The organism is Clostridium intestinale (assembly GCF_035905475.1).
Taxonomy (GTDB): domain Bacteria; phylum Bacillota; class Clostridia; order Clostridiales; family Clostridiaceae; genus Clostridium_T; species Clostridium_T intestinale.
In genome coordinates this window covers 144,824-167,022 of the sequence record NZ_CP121166.1, presented here as the reverse complement: position 1 = coordinate 167,022, position 22,199 = coordinate 144,824, and the positions used below count along the sequence as shown (strand labels likewise).

The window sequence follows — 22,199 nt, the reverse complement described above, 5'->3', positions numbered from 1 at the left end:
ATTACTATTGAATTATATATTTTCTTTTAATATAAATTTTCTTATAACTTTTGATACACCTTCTTGGTTGTTAGTAGAAGTTATATAATCAGCCTTATCTTTTATAAATTGAGGTGCATTTCCCATTGCTACACCCAATCCAGCATATTCTATCATTGTTAAATCATTTTCATTATCGCCTATTGCTATTATCTCTTCTTTTTTTATACCTAACTTCTCGCCTAAAATTTCTACACCTTTGCCTTTACAAACACCTTCAGCATTTATTTCTAGATTAAGCATATTAGAGCTTGATACTTCTATTCCTTTAATTTGCTTTAACTCTTCTCTTACATTTTTAACAACCTCTTTGCTAGTATGTATGCTTATACACTTTAAAATTTCAGATTGATTATCAAGCAATACTTTATCCCATTCATTATCTTTTACAGAATATAATTTAACTTTATAATCTGATGGTATTCCTCTTGTTATAAATAAATATATAAATAATTTTTCTAAAATTCCACCACAAAAAATAGAATTATGAGTGTGGAAATTAGGTTTCATTTTATACTTTTTTAGAACCGCTAAGACTTTCTTACAAGTTTCATACCCTATTACACCTTTATAAATCTCTTTATCGTTGACATCTTTTATAATAGCTCCATTAGCTGCTATTACAGGAGAATTCAATCCAATGTATTTAGAATAAAAAGCGGCATTATTATATATTCTCCCTGTAGAAATCGCTATTTTCACACCTTTATTTCTTGCTTCTAGCAATACCTTTTTAGTTTCTTCTGTCACCTTTTTATTACTATTTAAGAGCGTTCCATCCATATCTATACATACAAGTTTATAATCCAATATTTAATCCTCCCTTAATTACTCCATACTTTTTTACATCATTATTAAAATTATAATAATTAATTCATATGTTATCCACTTAATTTACTATAAAATTAATATTTTTTATATTTTTAGTGTGCAAATTTATTATACTCATTTAGAAAACAAAAAAATCATCAGCTCTAAACCGATGATTTTTTTTGTTCTCTATTGTTACGTATTAGAATTTTGTCCACTTGTAGTTTGAGTTGCTGGAGTTTCAGTTGAAGGCACTTTATTTTGTACTGCCTTTTTAGTACCTTTTATAACTACTCCATCAACCTTAGTATATTTGTCTGTTGAAACAGTTTCTCTATTTATTTCTTTTCCATTTTCATAAGTTATTAAGTAACTTTTTGCTCTATAACCTACTACTGGACTCTTCTCCCATTGAGTTGTTCCTTCATTTAAAGTTGCATCCTCTTTTGTTGTGACAGTAGGTTGTAAAGTTTCTGTAGTCTCAGCAATTAATTTATATGTCTTTCCAGCCATACCTTCTTTGCTTCCATATATATTAAATATTACATTTCTATTAGATGTATATGATTCAATATATACAGGAAAATCATATGAATTTTTAAATTTATAATCTAAAAGTCCCCAAGCTACAGTTGCATCAAGACCTGGAAGTGAATAACCTGGAAGCATAGAGTGATTATATCTCTCTGTGGATTTTAAATTCGCCTCCATAGCAGCTCTATATAAGGTCGTAGATACTTGACATATCCCACCACCTACATCTTGTTCAACTCTATCTCCTACAAAAACAGCTGCATTTTTAAATCCTCTAGCAGCACTTCTTTCTCCTACAACCTCATTGTAACTAAATACTTCTCCTGGCATTAAAAGCTTGCCATTACAAAACTTTGTTGCTAATTCAACATTCGAAGCTCTTTCTGAAGTTGAACTAGAAAAATTTGTCTGTGCAGTTGAAATCTTAGAATTTATTTTCGATAGCTGATCTTTAGTAATAGAAGGTTTATCTATCTCTGTAGCAACTACTATTTCTATGTCTTTATCTATACTTCCATCTATAACATCTTTTAACTTATTATTAAGTTCATCTTCATTTACTTTTGTACCATCAACTTCTGGAGTAATTGATATTTTGCCATTACTTATAGATATTGATGCATTTTTTGATCCTGCTTTAACACTATCTTTTATTGAAGTTTTAAATGGTTCTAACTTGGTTTCATCATAATTAAATTCTAATGATAAGTCCTCATTGTGTTTGCCGTCAATCCAAGATTTTTTACTGAAAAAATTAGAACCTTTACCTATAGAAATAGCTTTATCTATTGTTTCTTCTATATTAAATTCAGGACTAATGTCTGAGTATCCTAAAGTAAAAATCTTATCATTAACTTTAACATTTATTTTCTTGGAGTTTATTTTTTCTTCAAAACTATTTTTAAGCATTTCTACTGCTTCTTCTTTAGTTTTTCCTGAAAGATCAACTCCATTAACTTTAATGTTAGGATAGATTTTATCTTCCCACTGTTTAACCCTGTTATTAGATGCTATAGCGTATGCTGAGGTAGCAAAAACTCCTAACATAACTACAGTGGCTACTGTAAAAAGTATATTTCTTCTTGCCTTACTTTTAGAACTTTTCTTTTTCTTCTTTTCCTCCATTTAATCTCTCCTTTCTCCCTGTCAATACATTATACTACAAATTTATTTTTCATTAAACTAAAATAGTTTTACAAAAATCTTAATTTATTATTCCAATAACAAAACAAGGTTTACCTAATGGCAAACCTTGTTTCTTAAAAAAATAAATCTGAATCATTAAAATAAATTCTGTCTTCATCCAAAAGCTCTTTTCTTTGATTAGGGTTTATTGTAAATCTTGCCCTTCTCTTAGATATTTCTCTATCTGTATCGAAAGCATGTATTGATATTTCTATAGGCTCACTTTGAGATATCTTTAAATTTCTTCTTGGAATAACCAATCTTGTAGTATTTTTATCCACTGTAGTATAGTATTCTCCATTAATAAAAATATTATATCCAGCTAAATCAGGTTCTCTGTTTTTAGTCCAAGTAACATATATATTGTTTCTATCCATGCTCGCAAACAAACCTTGTACCACAGCTGGTTGCATTAAGTATGCTATATTATCAGGTCCCCAGTTTAAATCACTAGGAGGATTAGCCCCTCTTACAGTTCCAGTTTCTGTCCACTGCCATATTCTCCATCTCTTCCATCCACCAGCATCTGTTGGATAAGGAGGATTTCCAGGGATTTCTTTATACATAGCTATCCATAGCGGCATATCACTCAATGGATATCTTCCATTAACTTTAAAGTCATCATGAATATTTATAAAAAATAACCCTGTGTAAAACATAAGTCTTCGATTAGTTTTGCTTTCAAATCTCTTTCTAAATCTGTCTATCCAATTTACAATTGCTGCAGTTGTCATTGAATCATCTTGCGGCGTTTCTACATCTAAAACTGGAAATAAATCACCATAATCCTTATTTCCAAATCCTTGTTGAAGAGTATTTATAAAGTCATCACATTGATTATCAGCAGTTGTCAAATCATAAGATGGTACTCCGTAATGATAAGCCCCTACTGGTATTCCAAACTCCCTTGCACCTTTTGCAAACTGTAAAAACTTTAAATCTACTCTAAATCTACCTGTAGCTGATCCCGACGACCTTAAGTACAAAAAATCAACTGTACTAGCCAGAACTTGAAAGTTTACACCTTGTGTATACTCATTAATATCAAGTCCAAAAAGACTACGAGGATTTCTATCCTGCATCTTTTGCCTCCACATTTATTACTTTATTACTATAATATAATCTGCATTGTAAAATAGTTACAGCTATTTCACATTTAATTTCACCACAAAAGTTATATTATTACCTAATGATTCTGCCCATATTTTCCCACTATGCATGGTAACTATATTCTTAGCTATTGCTAATCCTAAACCACTTCCTCCGGTATTAGAGTTTCTTGACTCGTCAGTCCTATAGAATCTATCAAATACATTTTTTAATTTATTTCTATCCATATGGTCTCCCCTATTTTTAACAGAAATAAAGACCTCTTTATTAACCATCCATAAAGAAATTTTTACCTCACTATCTTTGTATGAATATTTTATGGCATTAGTTAATAAATTTTCAAACACTCTCAACATTTTATCGCTATCTAAAAGAACCATTGCTTTTTCTTGAGGATATGATTGGATAACTTTTAATTCTTTTTCTTCAAATAGTGGTAACATTTCATCAGTTAATTGTGATATAAACTCAACTATATTCACTTCGGTTAGATTAAGTTTAATTTCTTCGTTAGTAAGTTTAGTGAACTCAAATAAATCTTCTATTAGTATCTTTAACCTTTCTGCCTTTGAAAATGCTATATTTAAGTATTCTCTTTTCTGCTCTTCACTATTATATTTCTCCTCCTTAACTAATCCTAAATATCCCATAATCGAAGTTAGTGGTGTTCTTAGGTCATGAGAAACATTTGTAATGAGCTCATTTTTAGTTTTTTCTACTAGTCTTTCTTTCTCTATTTTACTATTTATCTCATCTGCCATATGGTTAATATTTTGAGCTAAATTTCTAAGCTCATCTTTTCCTTTTTCATTTATTCTATAATTCAAATCACCAGATGCTATAACTTTTAATCCCTTTGATATTTCTTCTATGTATTTCATTTTATTATTTGTAATTCTCATAAATGCGAACACAAATATTATTACTGATCCTATTAAAGCTAAAAACGGGTTAGTCTCTTCATAGCTTATTGGTGATTGCGCAATTTCTGCCTTAATTTGAAATATAATAAATAAATTTTCATTATTTGTCTTGGTCGGATAAATATAAGTTTTCTCTTTTTCGCTACTAACGCTATCTATAGAATTCGTAAATATACTTTCTAAATTTATGCTCTCATACACTATGTCCTTAGTTTTGTAATAAATCTTCCCGTCTATGTTACATATGATCAAGCTTGCATTGCTCATAGTATAATTATCAAGAAAATCATCTACTTTTTCCTTGTTTTCAACATTAATATTATCCTTTTTTAGATCTGAAACTATTCTCTTATAATAATCTTCATCATATCTATAGTTATATTTTATTGTCTGATAAGATACATTTCTAGAAAGTTTTTTATTTAATATACCATAAGAAAAAAATGCTATCAAAAAACATATTCCGAATACAACAACCAACTCAAACCTTATGCTTTTCTCCATTTTGCTGTTAAAGATTCTATAAGCTATCTTTATTGGTTTCATTATTTTAAGATTTAATATCCAATTAAATAATCTCTTAATCTTATTTATCAATTTTATAACCTACTCCCCAAACAGTTTTTATATACTTTGGTTTTCTTGGATTTTCTTCAAGTTTCTCTCGTATTTTTCTTATATGAACCATTACAGTATTATCCGATTGTATGAATTGCTCATTCCAAACACTTTCATAAATATTTTCTATAGAAAATACTTTTCCTTTGTTCTTAGAAAGTAATGCAAGAATATCAAATTCTATTGGAGTAAATTTTATTTCCTCATTAGCTAAAAAAACTTGATGACTTTCCAGGTTTATAACAACTTCATCAACTTCTAATATATTAGTTTTGTCAGCTTCTATTGACTGATTGGAATTATTACTTGATTGGTTTAATCTTTTAAATCTCCTTAATTGAGACTTCACTCTAGCAATTAACTCTAAAGGATTAAATGGTTTTGACACATAATCATCTGCACCTGTATTTAATCCTAATATCTTATCCATATCTTGTGTTTTTGCTGACAGCATAATTATAGGAATGTTTCTTGTTTCTCTAACTTTCAAACACATCTCTATTCCATCTAATTTTGGCATCATTATGTCTAAAATTATTAAATCCACCTTGTTTTTTTCTAAAATCTCTAAAGCCTCTTCTCCATCTCCTGCTTTTATAGTTATATATCCTTCACCTTTTAAATATATCTCAACTAAATCTCGTATTTCTTTTTCATCATCCACGATAAGCACTACTTCTTTATCCATAAATTTCAAATCCTCTCCTTATATGCCTTATGTGTATATTTTACTTCTGAAATCTTTATAAATATACAATAAATTCTTAAGTTTTCCTAAAGAATAGGAAAAGGATAATAGATTTTACTCTGTTATCCTTAGAATTTAACTTATCCTCTTAATTTAATAGACTTTTCTATTATGATATCTAGTAACTCGCTGAAGTTTATATTAACCCCTGCTGCACTTTTTGGAATTAATGAATTTTTAGTCATTCCAGGTAATGTATTCACCTCTAAAATGTATGGTATACCATTTTTTATTATCATATCTACTCTAGAGTAAACAGCGCATTTTAGAGCCTTATAGGTTGCAAGAGCCATTTTTTCTACTTCTTTATGCAGTTCTTTCTCTAGCTCTATTACAAATTCATCTGCTCCACCATCTGTGTACTTAGATGTATAATCGAAAAATGCTGACTTGGGTTTAATAGCTATTATTGGCAAGAGTTTTCCATCAATAACTGGACAAGTTATTTCATCTCCATTAATGTACTCTTCTATCATTACCTCTTTGTCCCATTTAAGAGCTTCACTTACACAATTTTCAATCTCATCTTTTGAATGAACTACAAAAGTTGCTACAGATGATCCTCCACTATTAGGTTTTACAACCACAGGATAAGTGTACTCTTCTATTAACTTATAATCTATCTCATCAATTGACATTACAGTATACCATCTTGCAGTTCTTATATCACATGCTTTAAGTACCTTCTTAGTCATATCCTTATCCATACAAACTGATGAGCTTAAAAGTCCACATCCTGAATAAGGGATTCCAAGAGTCTCAAGAACACCTTGTATTGTTCCATCTTCACCAAATTTTCCATGAAGTGCAAGTAACGCAAAATCAATTCCTTTAACCTTATCTATAACATCTTCCTTACTGTCTAAGACAATTGGAACAACTTCATACTTACTTCTATCTAAATTTTCAACTACCGAATTACCACTCTTTAAAGAAATATCTCTTTCTGAAGATACTCCCCCCATTATAACTCCAACTTTCATATAATTTTCCCTCCGCATAATAACTGAAATCTTTGTTTATTATATCACTTTAATTATGCAATTTGAAGTTTATTAAAATCAATTTATATTTATATCATATATATCCGAAAACTCCATATTTATTTTTTCATACTTTTCTTCAATATTTTTTTTATGAAAATTTTCTTTTATATCTTTACCTCTTCTATCTGGTAACATAACTATAAACTCGGTTCCTTTATTCAGTTCAGATTTAACATCTACTTTTCCACCTTGTAACTCAACCAAAAGCTTAACTAAATATAGCCCTATACCAGTCCCCTCATGGTCTCTTGCTAGAGATTTGTCTACTTGAAGAAATCTTTCAAAAATAACATCAACTTTTTCCTTAGGTATCCCTCTACCATTGTCTCTTACATGTATATAAATATATCCATCCTTTTTTTCTTTAATATTAATATATATATTCCCACCAAAATCTGTGAACTTAATAGCATTAGATAAAAGGTTCAACATTATCCTCTCTATTTTATCTGGATCACAAGCAATCATTTTTTCTTCTGTGAACGTATCAAATGTTATACTAATTCCTTTATATGATGCATGCTCTACAACTGCTAATGTAATATCTTCTAATATTTTTACTATTTCATAATTTCCTATATTAACATTAAAGTAACCAGAATCAATTTTTGTAATATCAATTAGATTATTTACTACTCTTAGTAATCTATAGCAATTTTGTTTCATCATTTTACTATACTTAATAAATTGAGTTTTGGAATAATCAAGGTTATTTTTATATATGTCCATGACCTGAATTGCAGAAAAAATCACATTAATTGGGGTTCTTAGCTCATGAGATATATTAGCAAAAAATTCAGTCTTAATTTTATCATATTGTTTTATTTCTTCTAACAATCTCTTGCTTTTTTCTTTCTCCATTTCTAATTTTACTATCTTATTTCTTTCCGTTATATCTCTAGCTAAACATAAAATTCCTGAGACATTCCCATCATCTTCACAGATTGGAGAGTAGTTAATTTCAAAGTACACTTTTTCTCCATTATTTATTGTACAGATAGCTTGTCTTTGAGGAGATCTATTTTTCTTTATACTTTCCATTAAGTTCTCATTAATCATAAATTCTTTATCAAACACATCACTTAGTGTATTCCCTAGTACATTTTTCTTTTCAGCCTCTAAAAATCTACAAGTTGCTAAGTTTGCATCTACAATCTCTAATCCTTCAACTTTAACCATGTATATTAAGTCCGTACATAAGTTAAATATCTTAGAATACCTAGCTTCATTTATAAAACAATCATGATCTTCGTTATCAAAACTATCACTCATTGTTATACCATCCTCTTTAAAAACAGCCACATATTTATTTTCTTTCTCTATTTTATATATTATCCCACTATAGCCCTTTGAATTCTTTTCATGTTTTTTTTTAATTAAAGCCTTCCCTTTCCATATATGATACTGCTCTAAATCACTTTTAATTTTTTTTATTATATCAGAAGTCAAAAGCTCAGAATTGCCCCTTTTAAATACATCCCTAATATGCCCTTTACAGGTATTATCAAGTACATTAATACCTTTGTCATTGACATATTTTATATGAAACTTATTATCCAATTCAATAACTATTGAATCATTTAATTCATTTATATTGTAAACACTTTTAAATATTTTTCTCACTTTATACGATTGGAATAATCTTTTTAATAATGTAATCATACTCAGTTCCTTCCTATATATAAACTTGACTTTAAATATTTAGGCTTTTTTCCTTATAGTCTATATTATAGTATTTTATTACATTATTTCCTATATTTTTTGTATGCATTAATCTTTTATTTTATTACAAAATAAAGTCTTTTTAATCGTTTTTCTTCATAAATAATCACAATTATGTATATTCTGACAAATCATTATAATTTTATTTAAAATTCACTGAGTAAAGATAAAAAAGGTTGTGCCTATAACACAACCTTTTTATTTTCTTTATAATAATTACATTTATCATTAATAGCACACTCAGAACAATTAGGCTTTCTAGCATAACAACAACGTCTTCCATGAAAAATCAAAAGATGGTGGGCTAAACTCCATTCTTTTTTTGGTAACTCCTTCATTAACTGATTTTCAGTTTCTTGAACATCTTTTGCTTTAGCTAGGCCTATTCTATTTGATACCCTAAACACATGTGTATCTACAGCTATAGCTGGAACACCAAAAGCATTAGACAAAACTACATTTGCAGTCTTTCTCCCTGCACCAGCTAAAGAAACTATTTGCTCCATAGTTTTAGGTACTTCTCCATTAAAGGTTTCTTTTAACTGCCTACACATTATGTATATATTTTTAGCTTTATTTCTATACAAACCTATCTTTTTTATTCTTTCTTCTATTTCTTCCTGAGTTAAATTTAGAAAACTCTCCAAGTCAGGGTACTCTTCAAACATACTCTCTGTTACCTCATTCACTTTTTTATCGGTAGTTTGAGCTGATAGTATAGTTGCTACTAAAAGTTGAAATGGTGACTTATAATTTAATTCACATGAAGCATCTGGATATTCTTCTTTTAATTTCTCTAATATTTCTCTTGTTTTCTTTTTCATTACATCGCCTCTTTTTTATGAATAAAACCCTCTATATTCTTTAGGTAGCTGCTTAGCTATACTTGTCATTATAGAGTTTAGTATTCTATTTTCATATTGGTGTTTATCTTCATTTTTCTCTTTCTCTGGAATAACTATAGTTTCTCCAATTTTTATGTGTACATCAGCATGATTCCATTTTTCTTTAGCCATATCCCCATCTTTATTAATAGGCAGAAGTTTTTCACTTCCCCAAATTCCTATAGGAACTATTGGAGCTTTAGTTAGTTTTGCTATTAAAATTATACCTTTTTTCGCCTCTATCATTGATCCTGTTCTGCTTCTAGTTCCTTCTGGAAATATAAAAATATTGTCCCCTTCCTTAACTACTTTAATTATATTAGTTAAAGCCTCCTTATCTGCTGAATTCGGCTTTATATTTATAGTTTTTACTATTTTAGTTCCTAAACTTGTTACTGGATCATTTGACAGTTTTACCCCAGCAATAAAATACGGATCATATTTATCTTTAAGTATTTTACTTAAAATTAGTCCATCTGAGTTACTTAGATGATTGCAAACAAAGATTTTTGAACCACTAACTTTATCAATATTCTCCTGTCCCATTATGTGTATATTAGCATACTTTTTTATATATCCATAAGCAATTCTTTTTGCTAAAGCTATAAATAACCCTTCTGGAAGAATTCTTAATATTTTTGCAAATCTTGTTGATATCATTTTCTATTCTCCTTACTACTTCTACTTAAAAACTGCAAACTCTAATAATTTATTATAACATTATATACTTAATACTTTAATATAAAAAAAGAGAATGCCAATTATCTATAGCATTCTCTTGCTTTTACATATTTAATTTAATCTATTTTTTATTCGTAAAGACCCATAGAAATATATTTTTCTCCTCCATCTGGAGCAACTGTTAATACTTTTTTACCTTTGCCAAGTTTTTTAGCAACTTGTAAAGCTACATATAAGGCTCCACCAGCAGAAATTCCAATTAACACGCCTTCTTTTTCAGCAAATTCTTTTGCAGTTTTAAATGCGTCTTCTTCTGTTACTGAAATTATTTCATCCACAACTGAACTATCATATATATCTGGAATAAATCCTGCTCCAATTCCTTGGATTTTATGTGGTCCTGGATTTCCACCTGCTAAAACTGGAGACTTGGCTGGTTCAACTGCTATTATTTGAACATCAGCTTTTTTGCTTTTAATATTTTTACCTACTCCAGTAATTGTTCCACCAGTTCCTACTCCAGAAATAAATGCATTTATTTCTGGTAGATCTTTCAATATTTCTTCTGCTGTTGTTGCATAGTGTTTTTCTGGGTTCGCTAAATTTAAGAATTGTTGTGGCATAAAGTAGCCAAACTCTTCAACTAATTCAGTAGCTTTTGCTATAGCACCTTTCATACCTTTAGCGCCTTCTGTTAATATTAAATCTGCACCATAAGCTTTTAAAAGATCTCGTCTTTCTTTACTCATTGTTTCAGGCATAGTAATAACTACTTTATATCCTTTTAATTTTCCTATTAGAGCTAAGGCTATTCCTGTATTACCAGAGGTTGGTTCAACCAAAGTATCACCAGCTTTTATTAACCCTAGTTCTTCTGCTTTTTCAATCATTCCTAAAGCAGCTCTGTCCTTAACACTTCCCCCTAAGTTAAATTTCTCTAATTTAACATAAACCTCTGCTGAATTTTCATCAACTAAACTATTTACTTTTAGTATAGGTGTATTTCCTACTAATTCTAATGCACTGTTATAAATCATAATTTTCCCTCCATATTAATATATATTTATATCTTTTTATTTTACTACTAATAAAAAAAATCTCAATCTCAATTATAAAATAAAGAGACGAGATATCCCGCGGTTCCACTCTAATTAGACAATAATGCCTCAGCTTTTAAACACCCTCGTGTTTTGTCATTATAACGGCTGACTCCCGGATAACCCTACTATAAATTTCAGGTATCAGCTCAAAAGTGCACTTCTCAAAAACTTTAGTAAAGACTTTCCACCACCGTCTTCTCTCTTAAACTAACTATTTATGATACTCTACTTTATCATCGCTAAAATTCCCACTAATCTGATATGGTTTGTATAATATAATTATATTCTATTAAAATTAAAAGTCAATATGTTTTTATAAAAACTATTCTAATATTTATAAAACTTAAAAGACTATGAAATCGTTAAGTTCATAGTCTTTTAATATATTAAACATTTTTCTTTGATTTTTTTCTCCATGCTGGAAGTAATATTTCATCTACAACATCGTGAGTCAATACGACTCCTAACAACCTATTTTCTTCGTCCAAAACTGGAATAGATAAAAGGTCATATTTAGTTACCTTATCCACAAGTTCAGATAAAGATTCCTTATAATTTGCAGTTTGAATTTTATCATTCATTATATCTTTTAATTTAACATCAGAATCATTCATAACTAAATCTTTTAAAGAAACACTCCCCAAAAGCCTTTCTTCGCTATCTATAATGTAAACTGAATACATAACTTCTTCATCCGGTTCTGTTTCCTTAAATATTTCAATAGTTTCTTTTACAGATATATCTATATTTAATGCAATAAAGTCCTTATTCATTATACTACCTGCAGTTTCATCTTCATAAGATAGTAATTCTTTAACCTCATCTGCATCTTCTTTTTCTAGGTTGAAGAGAATTTTTTCTCTAGATTCATCATCTAACTCATCTAAAATATCAGCTATTTCATCGTTAGGTAGATTCTCTAAAATCTCTGCTTGTTTTAACTCTGAGAGTTCTTTAATTGCTGTACCCTTATATTCTGGTTCCATTTCTTCTAATGTATCCGCTACTAAATCCTCATCTAACGTTTCAAATATCTTTCTTCTATTCTTAGAGTCCAATGTCTCTAAGATATCTGCTAAATCTGCTGGATGTAGAGTAGACAGTTTTTTATATGGTACAGAAATTTGTAAAGAATCCTTAATTAATTCTAAAGACTCAACATCATCCCACATGATAACTTGATCTTCCATTTCTTTCTTCATAAACTTTGTAATAATCCTTGCTACTGATTCTAATCCTTTTCTTCTATATAAGGCTGAAGAACCAGTTTCAACAGCTATTACTCTATACTCTCCAGCTATCTCTGCAATTCTTAAGTCATTAACCCTAACTACCTTTTTACCGTTAACATCCACTATGCTTTTATCTAGCAAGTTTTGTGATAATAAAAAGCTATAACTTCTAGGAAGTATTTCCTTACTTCCTTTAGTTTTTATTAAAACCTTGTTAGAGTCATTTAGATAAAATTCTATTGTTCTGAATTCATATTCATACATAACACTGCCTCTTTTTACCCTATAACCAATTGCTCTTGGATATCCCTCTTCAGCAGTTACATAAACATCTTTTAGTACACCTAAAACATCTCCAAATTCATCATAAACCTTTCTATCTATTATGGAACTATAAAGAAATACGTTTAGTTTTATCATATCCATTCCTCCTTATTTAGTTTTTCCTTTTTGAAGGAATGGATTCAGTTAAAGAAAATTTAAGAGAACCATCCCTTCAAGCTTTTGTAAAATCATCAAATTATTATACGTATCACCTTGAGGTCCAGCCTCCATCTTTTCTTTCACCACCTTAAAATTTAAAAAATAAAAAGAGCCTAAAAGGCTCTAAAATTCAATTAAAGATATTAACTTTAATTCAGAGTTTTAGCACTACAAAGCTTAAGAGTTAATTCTCTAGCTACATTAGGTAATACCTTCTTTCGATAATACCTCCTGACCCGTTGGCATCTCTCGATGTTTCTGGGCAGTAGCGTGTGTCTATGTAGGAGCCTCACAAAAATATAATATTTAATTCCCTACTTTATTATATTCTTTTCTTCTAAAAAAGCAACTAAAAACTTTTCATTTCATTGCTTTAAAGTTGAAAAACTTTAACTTGTTGTGTTATTATATATTAATTATAAAACTTAAAACGAAAGGTAGTTTAATTAATGAATTTACATAAGAAATTTTTACCTGTTTCTACGGAAGATTTAAAGAAAAATAATATAAAACAATTAGATTTTATTATAGTTACTGGAGATGCCTATGTTGATCACCCTTCTTTTGGTACTGCTATTATCGGAAGAACCCTCGAATCCCAAGGTTACTCTGTAGGGATAATCCCTCAACCTAAATGGAATAATGCTGATGATTTTAAAAAATTAGGTAGACCTAAATATGGTTTCTTAGTTAATTCAGGTAATATAGATTCTATGGTTAATCATTATACTGCTGCCAAAAGAAAAAGAAGTGATGATTTTTATTCTCCTGGAGGTAAATCTGGATATAGACCTGATAGAGCTGTAATTGTTTATTGTAATAGAATTAGAGAGGCTTTTAAGGATATACCAATTGTAATAGGTGGTATTGAGGCTTCACTTAGAAGATTTGCTCATTATGACTATTGGGACAATAAGGTTAGAAGAAGCATATTGTTAGATTCTAAGGCTAATCTTCTTATATACGGAATGGGAGAAAAAACTATAATTCAAATAGCAGATCTACTTAGCTATGGAATGGATATTTCTAAAATAAATGATGTTAAAGGAACCTGCTATTTAACTAAGGATATTTCTAACTTAAGAAATTATGTTGAAACACCTTCTTTTGAAGACTGTGCTAGTAATAAGTCTGCTTATGGGGAAAGTTACAAACTTGAATCTCTAGAACAAGATCCAATTAGAGGAAAAACTATAGTTCAACCTCACGGGGATAGATATTTAGTTCAAAATCCTCCTCAGCTTCCCTTAACTCAAGAAGAGATGGATTTAACATATAATCTTCCTTTTACAAGAATACCACATCCAATGTATGACTCTTTAGGCGGTATTCCTGCTATAACTGAGGTTAAGTTCTCTATAACTTCTCATAGAGGATGTTATGGTTCTTGCTCCTTTTGCGCCTTAACTTTCCACCAAGGAAGAATAATTCAAAACAGAAGTGGCGACTCTATTGTTGATGAAGCAAAACTTCTTACTACTTTAGATGACTTCAAAGGATATATCCATGATATTGGAGGACCTACTGCTAATTTTAGACATAAGTCCTGTAAACTTCAAGAAGAACATGGAACATGTAAAAACAAACAATGTATGTTCCCTAAACCATGTAAAAATTTAATTGTTGATCATAAAGAATACTTAGGCGTCCTAAGAAAAGTTAGAAAATTACCTGGAATGAAAAAGGTATTTATTCGTTCTGGAATAAGATATGATTATTTAATAGAAGACAAAAATGGTGAATTTTTCAAAGAATTATGTGAACATCATATAAGTGGTCAGCTAAAAGTTGCTCCTGAACACGTATCTCCAAGAGTATTAACTCAAATGGGTAAGCCAGGCAGAGATGTTTATGATAAGTTCGTTAATAAATATTTTAGTATAAATAAAGCTATTGGTAAAAAGCAATTTTTAGTTCCTTATTTAATGAGTTCTCATCCTGGTTCTGACTTAAATGCAGCTATAGAATTAGCTCTTTATGTAAAAGAAATGGGATATAACCCTGAACAAATTCAAGATTTCTACCCAACTCCTGGCTCACTTTCTACAACAATATACTATACAGGGGTAAATCCATTAACTGGTAAGAAAGTTTATACACCTAAAACTCAAGAAGAAAAAGATATGCAAAGAGCTCTTATTCAATATAGGGTTCCTAAAAATTATAAATTAGTAAAAAATGCTTTAATAAAAGCTGGAAGAGAAGATTTAATAGGAAATGGTCCAAAATATCTAATTCCACCAGTTCCACCTAAAAACCCTATAAAAAAGAAATCTATAAAAAGATAACTAAAAAACAGTATGATCTTATTTTATATAATTAAATCATACTGTTTTTTTTAATTAATTTTTCGACTTCTATACATTGCATAAAGAAATAAAATAACTATCATCAGTTCTGATATTAATGGATAGGGAAATATACTTATTTCTGCCATATATGCAACATTTTCTACAATCATTATTAGAGTAGAAAATAGTAATAAAATAAACGGCACCTTTAATGTATATCTATACCCCATATAAATTATCATGACTACTGATAACATAACTAATATTGCTATAAAAACTATCCTATATAAGAAATCATTAGCTAATATTATCTTATATCCATATATTTTATCTACTTTTACAATAGATTTTATAAATACCATGGCTATAACAAAACTTATGCTCATTAAAAACATATAAAGATATGCCCACTTAAACTCTAATCCTTCTTTTCTTAAAAAAATGTAAAGACTTATCAGAATTAAAAATATATCCACCAAATTACTTACAAAAACTAATGGTTTTAAATAATTTATATACCCTTGCGTTACAGCCAAAGACATATAAAATTGGACTCCAAATGAAACCATACCTAAAACACTAGCTATTAAAACATAATTCTTGAGTTTTTTAGGACAATATTTTTTTAAAGACGTTAATATGCCACAAAATGAAAAAATTATAAGTAACAATATAAAATAGTGTAAGAACTCTCTTCTCATAAACACCCCTAACACTTATTAATGCTACTTATAATTATTAAATTAATTTCTATTTTATGCCTAAAACTTTTATTCCTTCATTAATACATCTTATCCTTAAAGGAAAATCAGGACCTTTTTCACCATCTATATCAGTAACTATATCTTCGTCAGAATAAACCATTAAATCATTAGTCTTAAAATAAAGCACATTATTGTTATCTAAATGTTCTCCTTTTAACACGTTTATAAAAAGTGGTATTAACTCTTTTATAGGAGTAGCTTTAAACATTATAACATCTAAAAATCCATCCATAGCATCTGCCCTAGTAGCAAGCTTGAAATTACCAGCAGTTTGTCCATTAAATACCAATAATAAGTACATATGTCCATCATATTCAGCTTCTTTTGATTTTAAATTTACTTTAAGTTTTCTAAAATTAGGCAATTGCTCTAGCCCCTTTAAATAGTACGCTAACTTGCCTATAGTATTTTTTAGATTTACATCTGTTTTCTGAGAAACATCTGTAAATAATCCAGTACTTGCTACATTGACAAAATATTTATCATTTATTTGACCAATATCTACACCTTTAGGTTCAGATGACAATATTTGTCTTACGCAAGTGCTTACATCATGAGGCATGCCTAAAAATTTTGCAAAGTCATTTGCAGTTCCTACTGGTAATACTCCAATAGGAATATTTATATTTCTATTTTTCATTGCATTAACTAGAGAATCGACAGTTCCATCTCCACCAGCTACCAATATATAGTAATAGGAATCATCTATTTCATCTAAAGCTTCTTCTATAGTTACTCCTTTTTCTATTCTAAATGGCAAAACCTGATATCCAAATTCTTGATGAATTGAAATTACTTTGTCTAATTCTGAAAGAATAATATTTTCTCCTGAAAAGGGATTATAAATAAATTTTACCTTTTTCATGAAGTTCCCTCCTCTTATATTTCCAATAGAATCAAAAGAATTATAACACTATTACCAAATGTTGTCGAGTATACTAGTTCAAAAATCCAAATATTAGATATTTTGTATGTTTAAAATTTATAATTCTTTTTATTTTATCCATTTATTTATATTGTATTACAAAGTGTTAATATATTCACTTTCAAATTATGTAAATAACCTTATATTTGTCTTAAATTTATCTTTTATAGTGATTTACCTCTTAATTTTTCTAACTTTATAGAGTATAATATCCATGGTATTGATATTTTAAAATTTTTAGGAGTGATCATATGAGAAAAAGCAGTATACCTAACATATTTACATTTGCTAATCTTGGTTTTGGCGTATTATCATTATTAGCTACATATAATAATAATTATTCTTTTGCCGCTATATTCATTATAATTGCAGGCTTAGTAGATAGATATGATGGAAGAATTGCTCGTTTTCTTCAAGTATCATCTGAATTAGGTAAAGAATTAGACTCTTTAGCTGATTTAGTTTCATTTGGTGTTGCACCTGCATTTTTAACTTTTGTAATGTATGATTTTCAAAATTTAGGTCCTGTTGGCTTAATTGGATACATGTTAGTTATTATATTCCCAATTTGTGGTGCTTTTAGATTAGCAAGATATAATTTATCTACTTTTGATGGAGTGTTTACAGGAATCCCTATAACTATCGCTGGATCAGTAATTGCATTATTTGATTTAATTACTGTTAATTCGCCTAGTGCTCAAATTATTCCTATAATCTTTATGATAGCACTTTCTTATCTGATGATTAGTACTTTTAAGTTAAAAAAACTTTAATAAGTTATAAAAAAATGTGTTTTTCTTTTGAAAAACACATTTTTTTATATGTTTAAGTATTGTCTCCAATATTTTCAAGAAATCCTAGTGGAAAACTGTCATTGTTTTCAACATTTACATCAATATCTATTCTTCCTGGTCCCTTTCTTCTTATATTTTCCCCTGGTCCAATTCCTCTTGTGTTATTTTGGAATAATAATTCATTATCTATTTCAGTTAATATTAAGTCCTTTTCAGTTTTTACTATTAATACGTCACTTTTTAATCTAACATAGTTTAAATAAGTATTTTGGCAACATTCTAAAATATCTATTAAATCATCTATCAAATCTCCAACTTTATCTACTCTCTTTAATGCATCTTTTACTTCTTTCTTTTTTGCTAGAGCAATTCCATTTAATTCGCCTGCTCCACCTATAAGTAATCTATATGAATTAACGTATTTTTCTAATAAAAAAACTAAATTAGTTAGCTCTGAATAATATGAGCTCATAATCTTATTATATCCCATACCATCACCCTTACAACTGCTTTCATTCAATTATATTACTAAGCTATCTGTTTCATGCAACATAAAAATAGCAAATAGTAACAATGACATATATAGCTACTAGTATACATCCTTCAAACCAATATGTTTTTCCATCCACAAAAACTATATAGCTCATTATTACCGCTATAAATAACATTACCATCTGTATTGATGAAAAAATCATATTCATATTTATCCCTAAAAAATATCCAAAAGTAATTAACACTGGTGTTGCAAACAATGCTATTTGTATCGAGGATCCTATAGCTATTTCTAGTGATGCATTTACTTTATTTTTTATCGCGCACATTATTGCTGAGATATTCTCTCCTATATTCCCAAGTATAGGTAAAAGTATTATTCCTATAAACTCAGGCGAAATGTTTTTTTCTTCTGTAAACAAACTTATGTTAGTTATTAACTTTTCTGAAATGAAATACAACAAAACTGAAATGATTACTATATATGCTAAATTCTTATAGGAATCTTGCCATTTAACTTCTTCTATTTCTTCATCTATATCTCCTAATATAAATAAATTTTTATGTGTATATAAAGAAAATATTAATCCTAAAAGATATATACCTATTAATATTATTGAAATTTTAAAACCTATTGAATTTAAAGTAGTTTCGCTTAAGCTAGTATAATTACTAATTGAAAATATAATTGTGAAAGAAGCCATTGCTAAAAGGAGCATATTAAAGTTAGTCTTTGCAATATTTTTATTAAATTTTTGCTCTTTATATTTAACTCCACCTAATATAACCGAGATACCTAAAACCAAAAGCATGTTATTAATTATAGATCCTATAAGAGCTGCCTTTGCCATAGATATAAGTCCAACTTTTATAGACCATACCCCCATCATTATTTCTGGCATATTCCCTATAGTCGCTGCAATTAATCCTCCTTTTTTCTCTCCAATAGTGCTTGAAAGGTCTGACGTAATATTTCCGAGTCTTATAGCTAATGGTATTATGGCTAAAGAAAATATAATTATATTTAAAATATAGTTATTTAAATTCAAAAACAATGTAATGATTGGAAATGTAAATATCATAATATTATATAAGTTTTTTTTCTTTAAGTAATTTATATACATCTTCTGTCTCACTCCTTAATCCTTACTTCCTAATCATATGTATTTTTTATTTCTTCATATAATAAAGTATTCATTTGTTTATCCATTGTTACTTCTATCTAAATAAGACCATCTAGAAAATTCTAGATGGTCTTTTCCTTATCTTATAGATATTTTTTTATCCTCATCACAAGTAATAACTATAGTATTATCATCTTTACTTTTAGTATTTAAAATAACTTTTCTTCCCCAAAGTTCTTGAATATATTTTAATGTTTCTTTTGCATAACTTATTTCAAGCTCTCTTCCATCAAAAACATGTTCTATGGTCAATGTTCCATCTTTAGTATTGTAATCTAAAACTCTTATATATGGAATCGATCCTACGCCAGTATGATGTGCTAAGAGATCCCTAATACTCTTCCAACCTATTTCATCTGGAACATTCTCAATAACATAATCAAAACCTTTTTTCCCATATTCAAACAGATTTAATTCTCTACATAAATCTTCAGTTAAATATCTTCTTATAAAGGATGCATCTCTTTCCAATGCTCTTACTTCAAATATCTTGTCTCTACCATAAACTTCATCTATTGCTTGAAACATTTTAAATCCAATATAATATGGATTTAATCCACCTACCATAGGTGCAACAACATCATTATGCCTTTTTAGAAATTCTAAGTGTAGTCCTTGAGGTAAATCTAGTTCTTTTAGTATATTGTAATGCCAAAAACTTGCCCATCCCTCATTCATTGTCTTAGTTTCTATCTGTGGCATAAAATACTCTGTTTCTCTCTTGATTATTTTCAATATAGTTCTTTCCCATTCTTGTAGATCACCATATTGTATCAAAAATCCCATTAGGTCATCTTCAGGTTCTAATGGAATTTTACTTATATTAGGTACATCTATTTTTACATCTAAATCCAATATACCTTTATTCTCAACTTTTTTATTATAGTCATCTATTAAGGCTTTTTGAGCTGCTTGCCTACTAACTGTCTTCTCACCTATAACTCTAGAAATCTGAAATCTAATAGCATGAGCTGCATCTATTATTCTTTCCACTTTTTCATATCCGATTGATGGATGACTAATAAACCCTCTTATGGTTTCAGCATCTATTTTAAACATTTCTATTGTATAATTGGCCTTAGTTCCATCTTTAAACAATCTGTTATTCTTAAAAAAGTCATTATGACCATATACATGAGCCATGGTCAGAATTTGAAGGAGTAAAGTATTTTCTCTCATAAGATATCCTAAGCAAGGATTAGAATTTATAACCATCTCATATGCAAGCCCTGTTAAGTTTAATGAATATAAAGTTTTTGTCTTTTCATAGGACTTTCCAAAACTCCAATGTGGGTATCTAGATGGCATTCCAACATACGCCTCATACCCAATCATATCATTATGACCTATTACATCAAATTCTTGTGGATAATAATCTAATCCTAATTCACTTGCTTTCTTTTCTATAATTTCATTCCATTTTTCTAAATCTCTTAAGTTATAATCCATAAGATTCCTCCTTAAGCTCCTTCTTTAACATAAGCTTTAAAGCCTGCCATAAATCTTTTTTCTCTTTTACTAATACAGATAAAAAGTTTTTTCTATTTATCTCTTTTTCAAATCTATAATACATAGTTGTAGAATAAGTGGATGGCAATAATTCAGCATATCCAACCATATTAGATATATCACTTAATTCATTAACTGCTTTTATAGCCCTCTCATTATCTTCACTCCAGTTATCACCATCAGATGCATAAAAGGGGTATATATTCCACATATCTGGTGGATACTTTTCATTTATTAACTGAAGCGCTAGGTTAAGTCCAGATGAAATATAAGTTCCTCCTGATTCTGCTTTATGGAAAAATTCATATTCATTAACTCTTTTAGCAGATGTGGTATGAGAGATAAATTCAAATGCAATATTATTATATTTTCTTCTTATAAATCTTGAAAGAACAAAGAAGAAACTTCTAGCTAAGTATTTTTTAGCTACATCCATAGATCCTGATACATCCATTATGAATATCAATACTGCATTACTCTCTTTTTTAGGTTTTTTCTTAACTCTATAATATCTTAAATCCTCTTCCCTAAATGGAAATCTTTCCATTTCTCCATTCTCGCCTAATTCTCTTAGTGCTCTTTTTTTCCCTTGCTGCCTAGCAATTTTAGAAACAACTGTCTTTTTTTTAGCTAATCTAGGATTTATACCATATCTTTGATATCCTCTTTTTCTTCCAGCACTTTCTGTAATTATTTCTGAATATTTCTTTCTATCAAGATTTGGCAAATCTAAATCTTCTATTATATAGTCAAGGAGTTCTTCTAAAGTGATTTCTGTTTCGTATACATCTTCCCCTTCACCATTCCCTGCTTTTCCATTTCCGCTTTTCCCTTTACCTGAACCATCATCCTGTCCTACTTTTTGTCCCCTTTTCTCCTGTCCGTTCCCTGTTGCTACACCTTTGTTGTTTTTTCCATATATAAATTGATATTCTTTTATTCCTCTAATAGGTATTTTAAATTTCTTATTTTTACTTTCCCCTATAATACTTTCTTCAGATAGAATATCCCCTAAATTCTCTTTTATAGATTTCTCAACTAATTGTCGATGTCTTCTTCTATCTTCTATAGCTCTATCATGTTCAACTGGTGTCTCAGCATTATCTCTAAATATTGCACACATTA

Annotated in this window: 19 protein-coding genes, 1 riboswitch and 1 other annotated feature; of the genes, 2 read left to right on the top strand and 17 right to left on the bottom strand. The window is 28.9% G+C overall.

What is annotated here, in order from left to right; genetic code table 11:
• Positions 1-12: 12 nt before the first annotated feature.
• From P8F83_RS00755 to P8F83_RS00705, 11 genes are all read right to left on the bottom strand, one after another.
• On the bottom strand, positions 13-849 hold the full coding sequence (locus P8F83_RS00755) for a Cof-type HAD-IIB family hydrolase (RefSeq protein WP_326513039.1): 837 nt from the start codon (positions 847-849) through the stop codon (positions 13-15).
• A 195-nt stretch (positions 850-1,044) separates the two neighbouring features.
• Positions 1,045-2,508: a VanW family protein gene (locus P8F83_RS00750; protein WP_326513038.1), complete on the bottom strand. Its 1,464-nt coding sequence runs from the start codon at positions 2,506-2,508 to the stop codon at positions 1,045-1,047.
• Positions 2,509-2,642: 134 nt separating this feature from the next.
• Positions 2,643-3,650: a glycoside hydrolase family 25 protein gene (locus P8F83_RS00745; protein ID WP_073020823.1), complete on the bottom strand. Its 1,008-nt coding sequence runs from the start codon at positions 3,648-3,650 to the stop codon at positions 2,643-2,645.
• A 63-nt stretch (positions 3,651-3,713) separates the two neighbouring features.
• Complete coding sequence (locus tag P8F83_RS00740) at positions 3,714-5,198, bottom strand: sensor histidine kinase (protein WP_326513037.1); 1,485 nt, start codon at positions 5,196-5,198, stop codon at positions 3,714-3,716.
• Positions 5,188-5,907, bottom strand: a complete 720-nt coding sequence (locus P8F83_RS00735) for a response regulator transcription factor (RefSeq protein WP_073020818.1) — start codon at positions 5,905-5,907, stop codon at positions 5,188-5,190. The genes P8F83_RS00740 and P8F83_RS00735 overlap by 11 nt, the downstream gene beginning before the upstream one ends.
• A gap of 140 nt (positions 5,908-6,047) precedes the next feature.
• Positions 6,048-6,950, bottom strand: a complete 903-nt coding sequence (locus P8F83_RS00730; protein ID WP_326513036.1) for a D-alanine--D-alanine ligase — start codon at positions 6,948-6,950, stop codon at positions 6,048-6,050.
• A 78-nt stretch (positions 6,951-7,028) separates the two neighbouring features.
• Entirely contained in the window at positions 7,029-8,675 is a 1,647-nt protein-coding gene (locus P8F83_RS00725) for a sensor histidine kinase (protein ID WP_326513035.1), read from the bottom strand.
• A gap of 242 nt (positions 8,676-8,917) precedes the next feature.
• A complete protein-coding gene (gene nth, locus P8F83_RS00720; protein WP_326513034.1) occupies positions 8,918-9,559 on the bottom strand; it encodes an endonuclease III in 642 nt (213 codons plus the stop codon).
• A gap of 15 nt (positions 9,560-9,574) precedes the next feature.
• Positions 9,575-10,279 (bottom strand): lysophospholipid acyltransferase family protein, encoded by a 705-nt coding sequence (locus P8F83_RS00715; protein WP_326513033.1) that lies wholly within the window; start codon positions 10,277-10,279, stop codon positions 9,575-9,577.
• Between the two features lie 149 nt (positions 10,280-10,428).
• Positions 10,429-11,337 carry a cysteine synthase A gene (gene cysK / locus P8F83_RS00710; protein ID WP_315113998.1) on the bottom strand — a complete coding sequence of 303 codons (909 nt, stop codon included), beginning with the start codon at positions 11,335-11,337 and terminating at the stop codon, positions 10,429-10,431.
• 80 nt (positions 11,338-11,417) lie between these two features.
• Positions 11,418-11,646, bottom strand: a binding site (T-box leader).
• A gap of 140 nt (positions 11,647-11,786) precedes the next feature.
• Entirely contained in the window at positions 11,787-13,052 is a 1,266-nt protein-coding gene (locus P8F83_RS00705; RefSeq protein ID WP_073020807.1) for a magnesium transporter, read from the bottom strand.
• A 205-nt stretch (positions 13,053-13,257) separates the two neighbouring features.
• A riboswitch (M-box (ykoK) riboswitch) is annotated at positions 13,258-13,423 on the bottom strand.
• A gap of 141 nt (positions 13,424-13,564) precedes the next feature.
• Here P8F83_RS00705 and P8F83_RS00700 point away from each other — a divergent pair.
• Complete coding sequence (locus tag P8F83_RS00700; protein ID WP_326513032.1) at positions 13,565-15,403, top strand: YgiQ family radical SAM protein; 1,839 nt, start codon at positions 13,565-13,567, stop codon at positions 15,401-15,403.
• Positions 15,404-15,453: 50 nt separating this feature from the next.
• On the opposite strand, the gene P8F83_RS00695 is transcribed toward P8F83_RS00700, so the two are convergent.
• Complete coding sequence (locus P8F83_RS00695) at positions 15,454-16,077, bottom strand: hypothetical protein (RefSeq protein ID WP_326513031.1); 624 nt, start codon at positions 16,075-16,077, stop codon at positions 15,454-15,456.
• A 79-nt stretch (positions 16,078-16,156) separates the two neighbouring features.
• On the bottom strand, positions 16,157-17,035 hold the full coding sequence (locus tag P8F83_RS00690; protein WP_021803063.1) for a YegS/Rv2252/BmrU family lipid kinase: 879 nt from the start codon (positions 17,033-17,035) through the stop codon (positions 16,157-16,159).
• A 311-nt stretch (positions 17,036-17,346) separates the two neighbouring features.
• On the opposite strand from P8F83_RS00690, the gene pssA reads away from it, so the two are divergent.
• Positions 17,347-17,868: a CDP-diacylglycerol--serine O-phosphatidyltransferase gene (gene pssA / locus P8F83_RS00685; RefSeq protein ID WP_326513030.1), complete on the top strand. Its 522-nt coding sequence runs from the start codon at positions 17,347-17,349 to the stop codon at positions 17,866-17,868.
• A 52-nt stretch (positions 17,869-17,920) separates the two neighbouring features.
• Here pssA and P8F83_RS00680 read toward each other — a convergent pair whose 3' ends face one another.
• From P8F83_RS00680 to yhbH, 4 genes are all read right to left on the bottom strand, one after another.
• Positions 17,921-18,379 (bottom strand): hypothetical protein, encoded by a 459-nt coding sequence (locus P8F83_RS00680; protein WP_326513029.1) that lies wholly within the window; start codon positions 18,377-18,379, stop codon positions 17,921-17,923.
• Positions 18,380-18,431: 52 nt separating this feature from the next.
• Positions 18,432-19,505, bottom strand: a complete 1,074-nt coding sequence (gene cax / locus P8F83_RS00675; protein ID WP_326513028.1) for a calcium/proton exchanger — start codon at positions 19,503-19,505, stop codon at positions 18,432-18,434.
• Between the two features lie 138 nt (positions 19,506-19,643).
• Complete coding sequence (locus tag P8F83_RS00670) at positions 19,644-21,014, bottom strand: SpoVR family protein (protein WP_326513027.1); 1,371 nt, start codon at positions 21,012-21,014, stop codon at positions 19,644-19,646.
• Entirely contained in the window at positions 21,004-22,197 is a 1,194-nt protein-coding gene (gene yhbH / locus P8F83_RS00665; protein ID WP_073020799.1) for a sporulation protein YhbH, read from the bottom strand. The genes P8F83_RS00670 and yhbH overlap by 11 nt, the downstream gene beginning before the upstream one ends.
• Positions 22,198-22,199 lie beyond the last annotated feature (2 nt).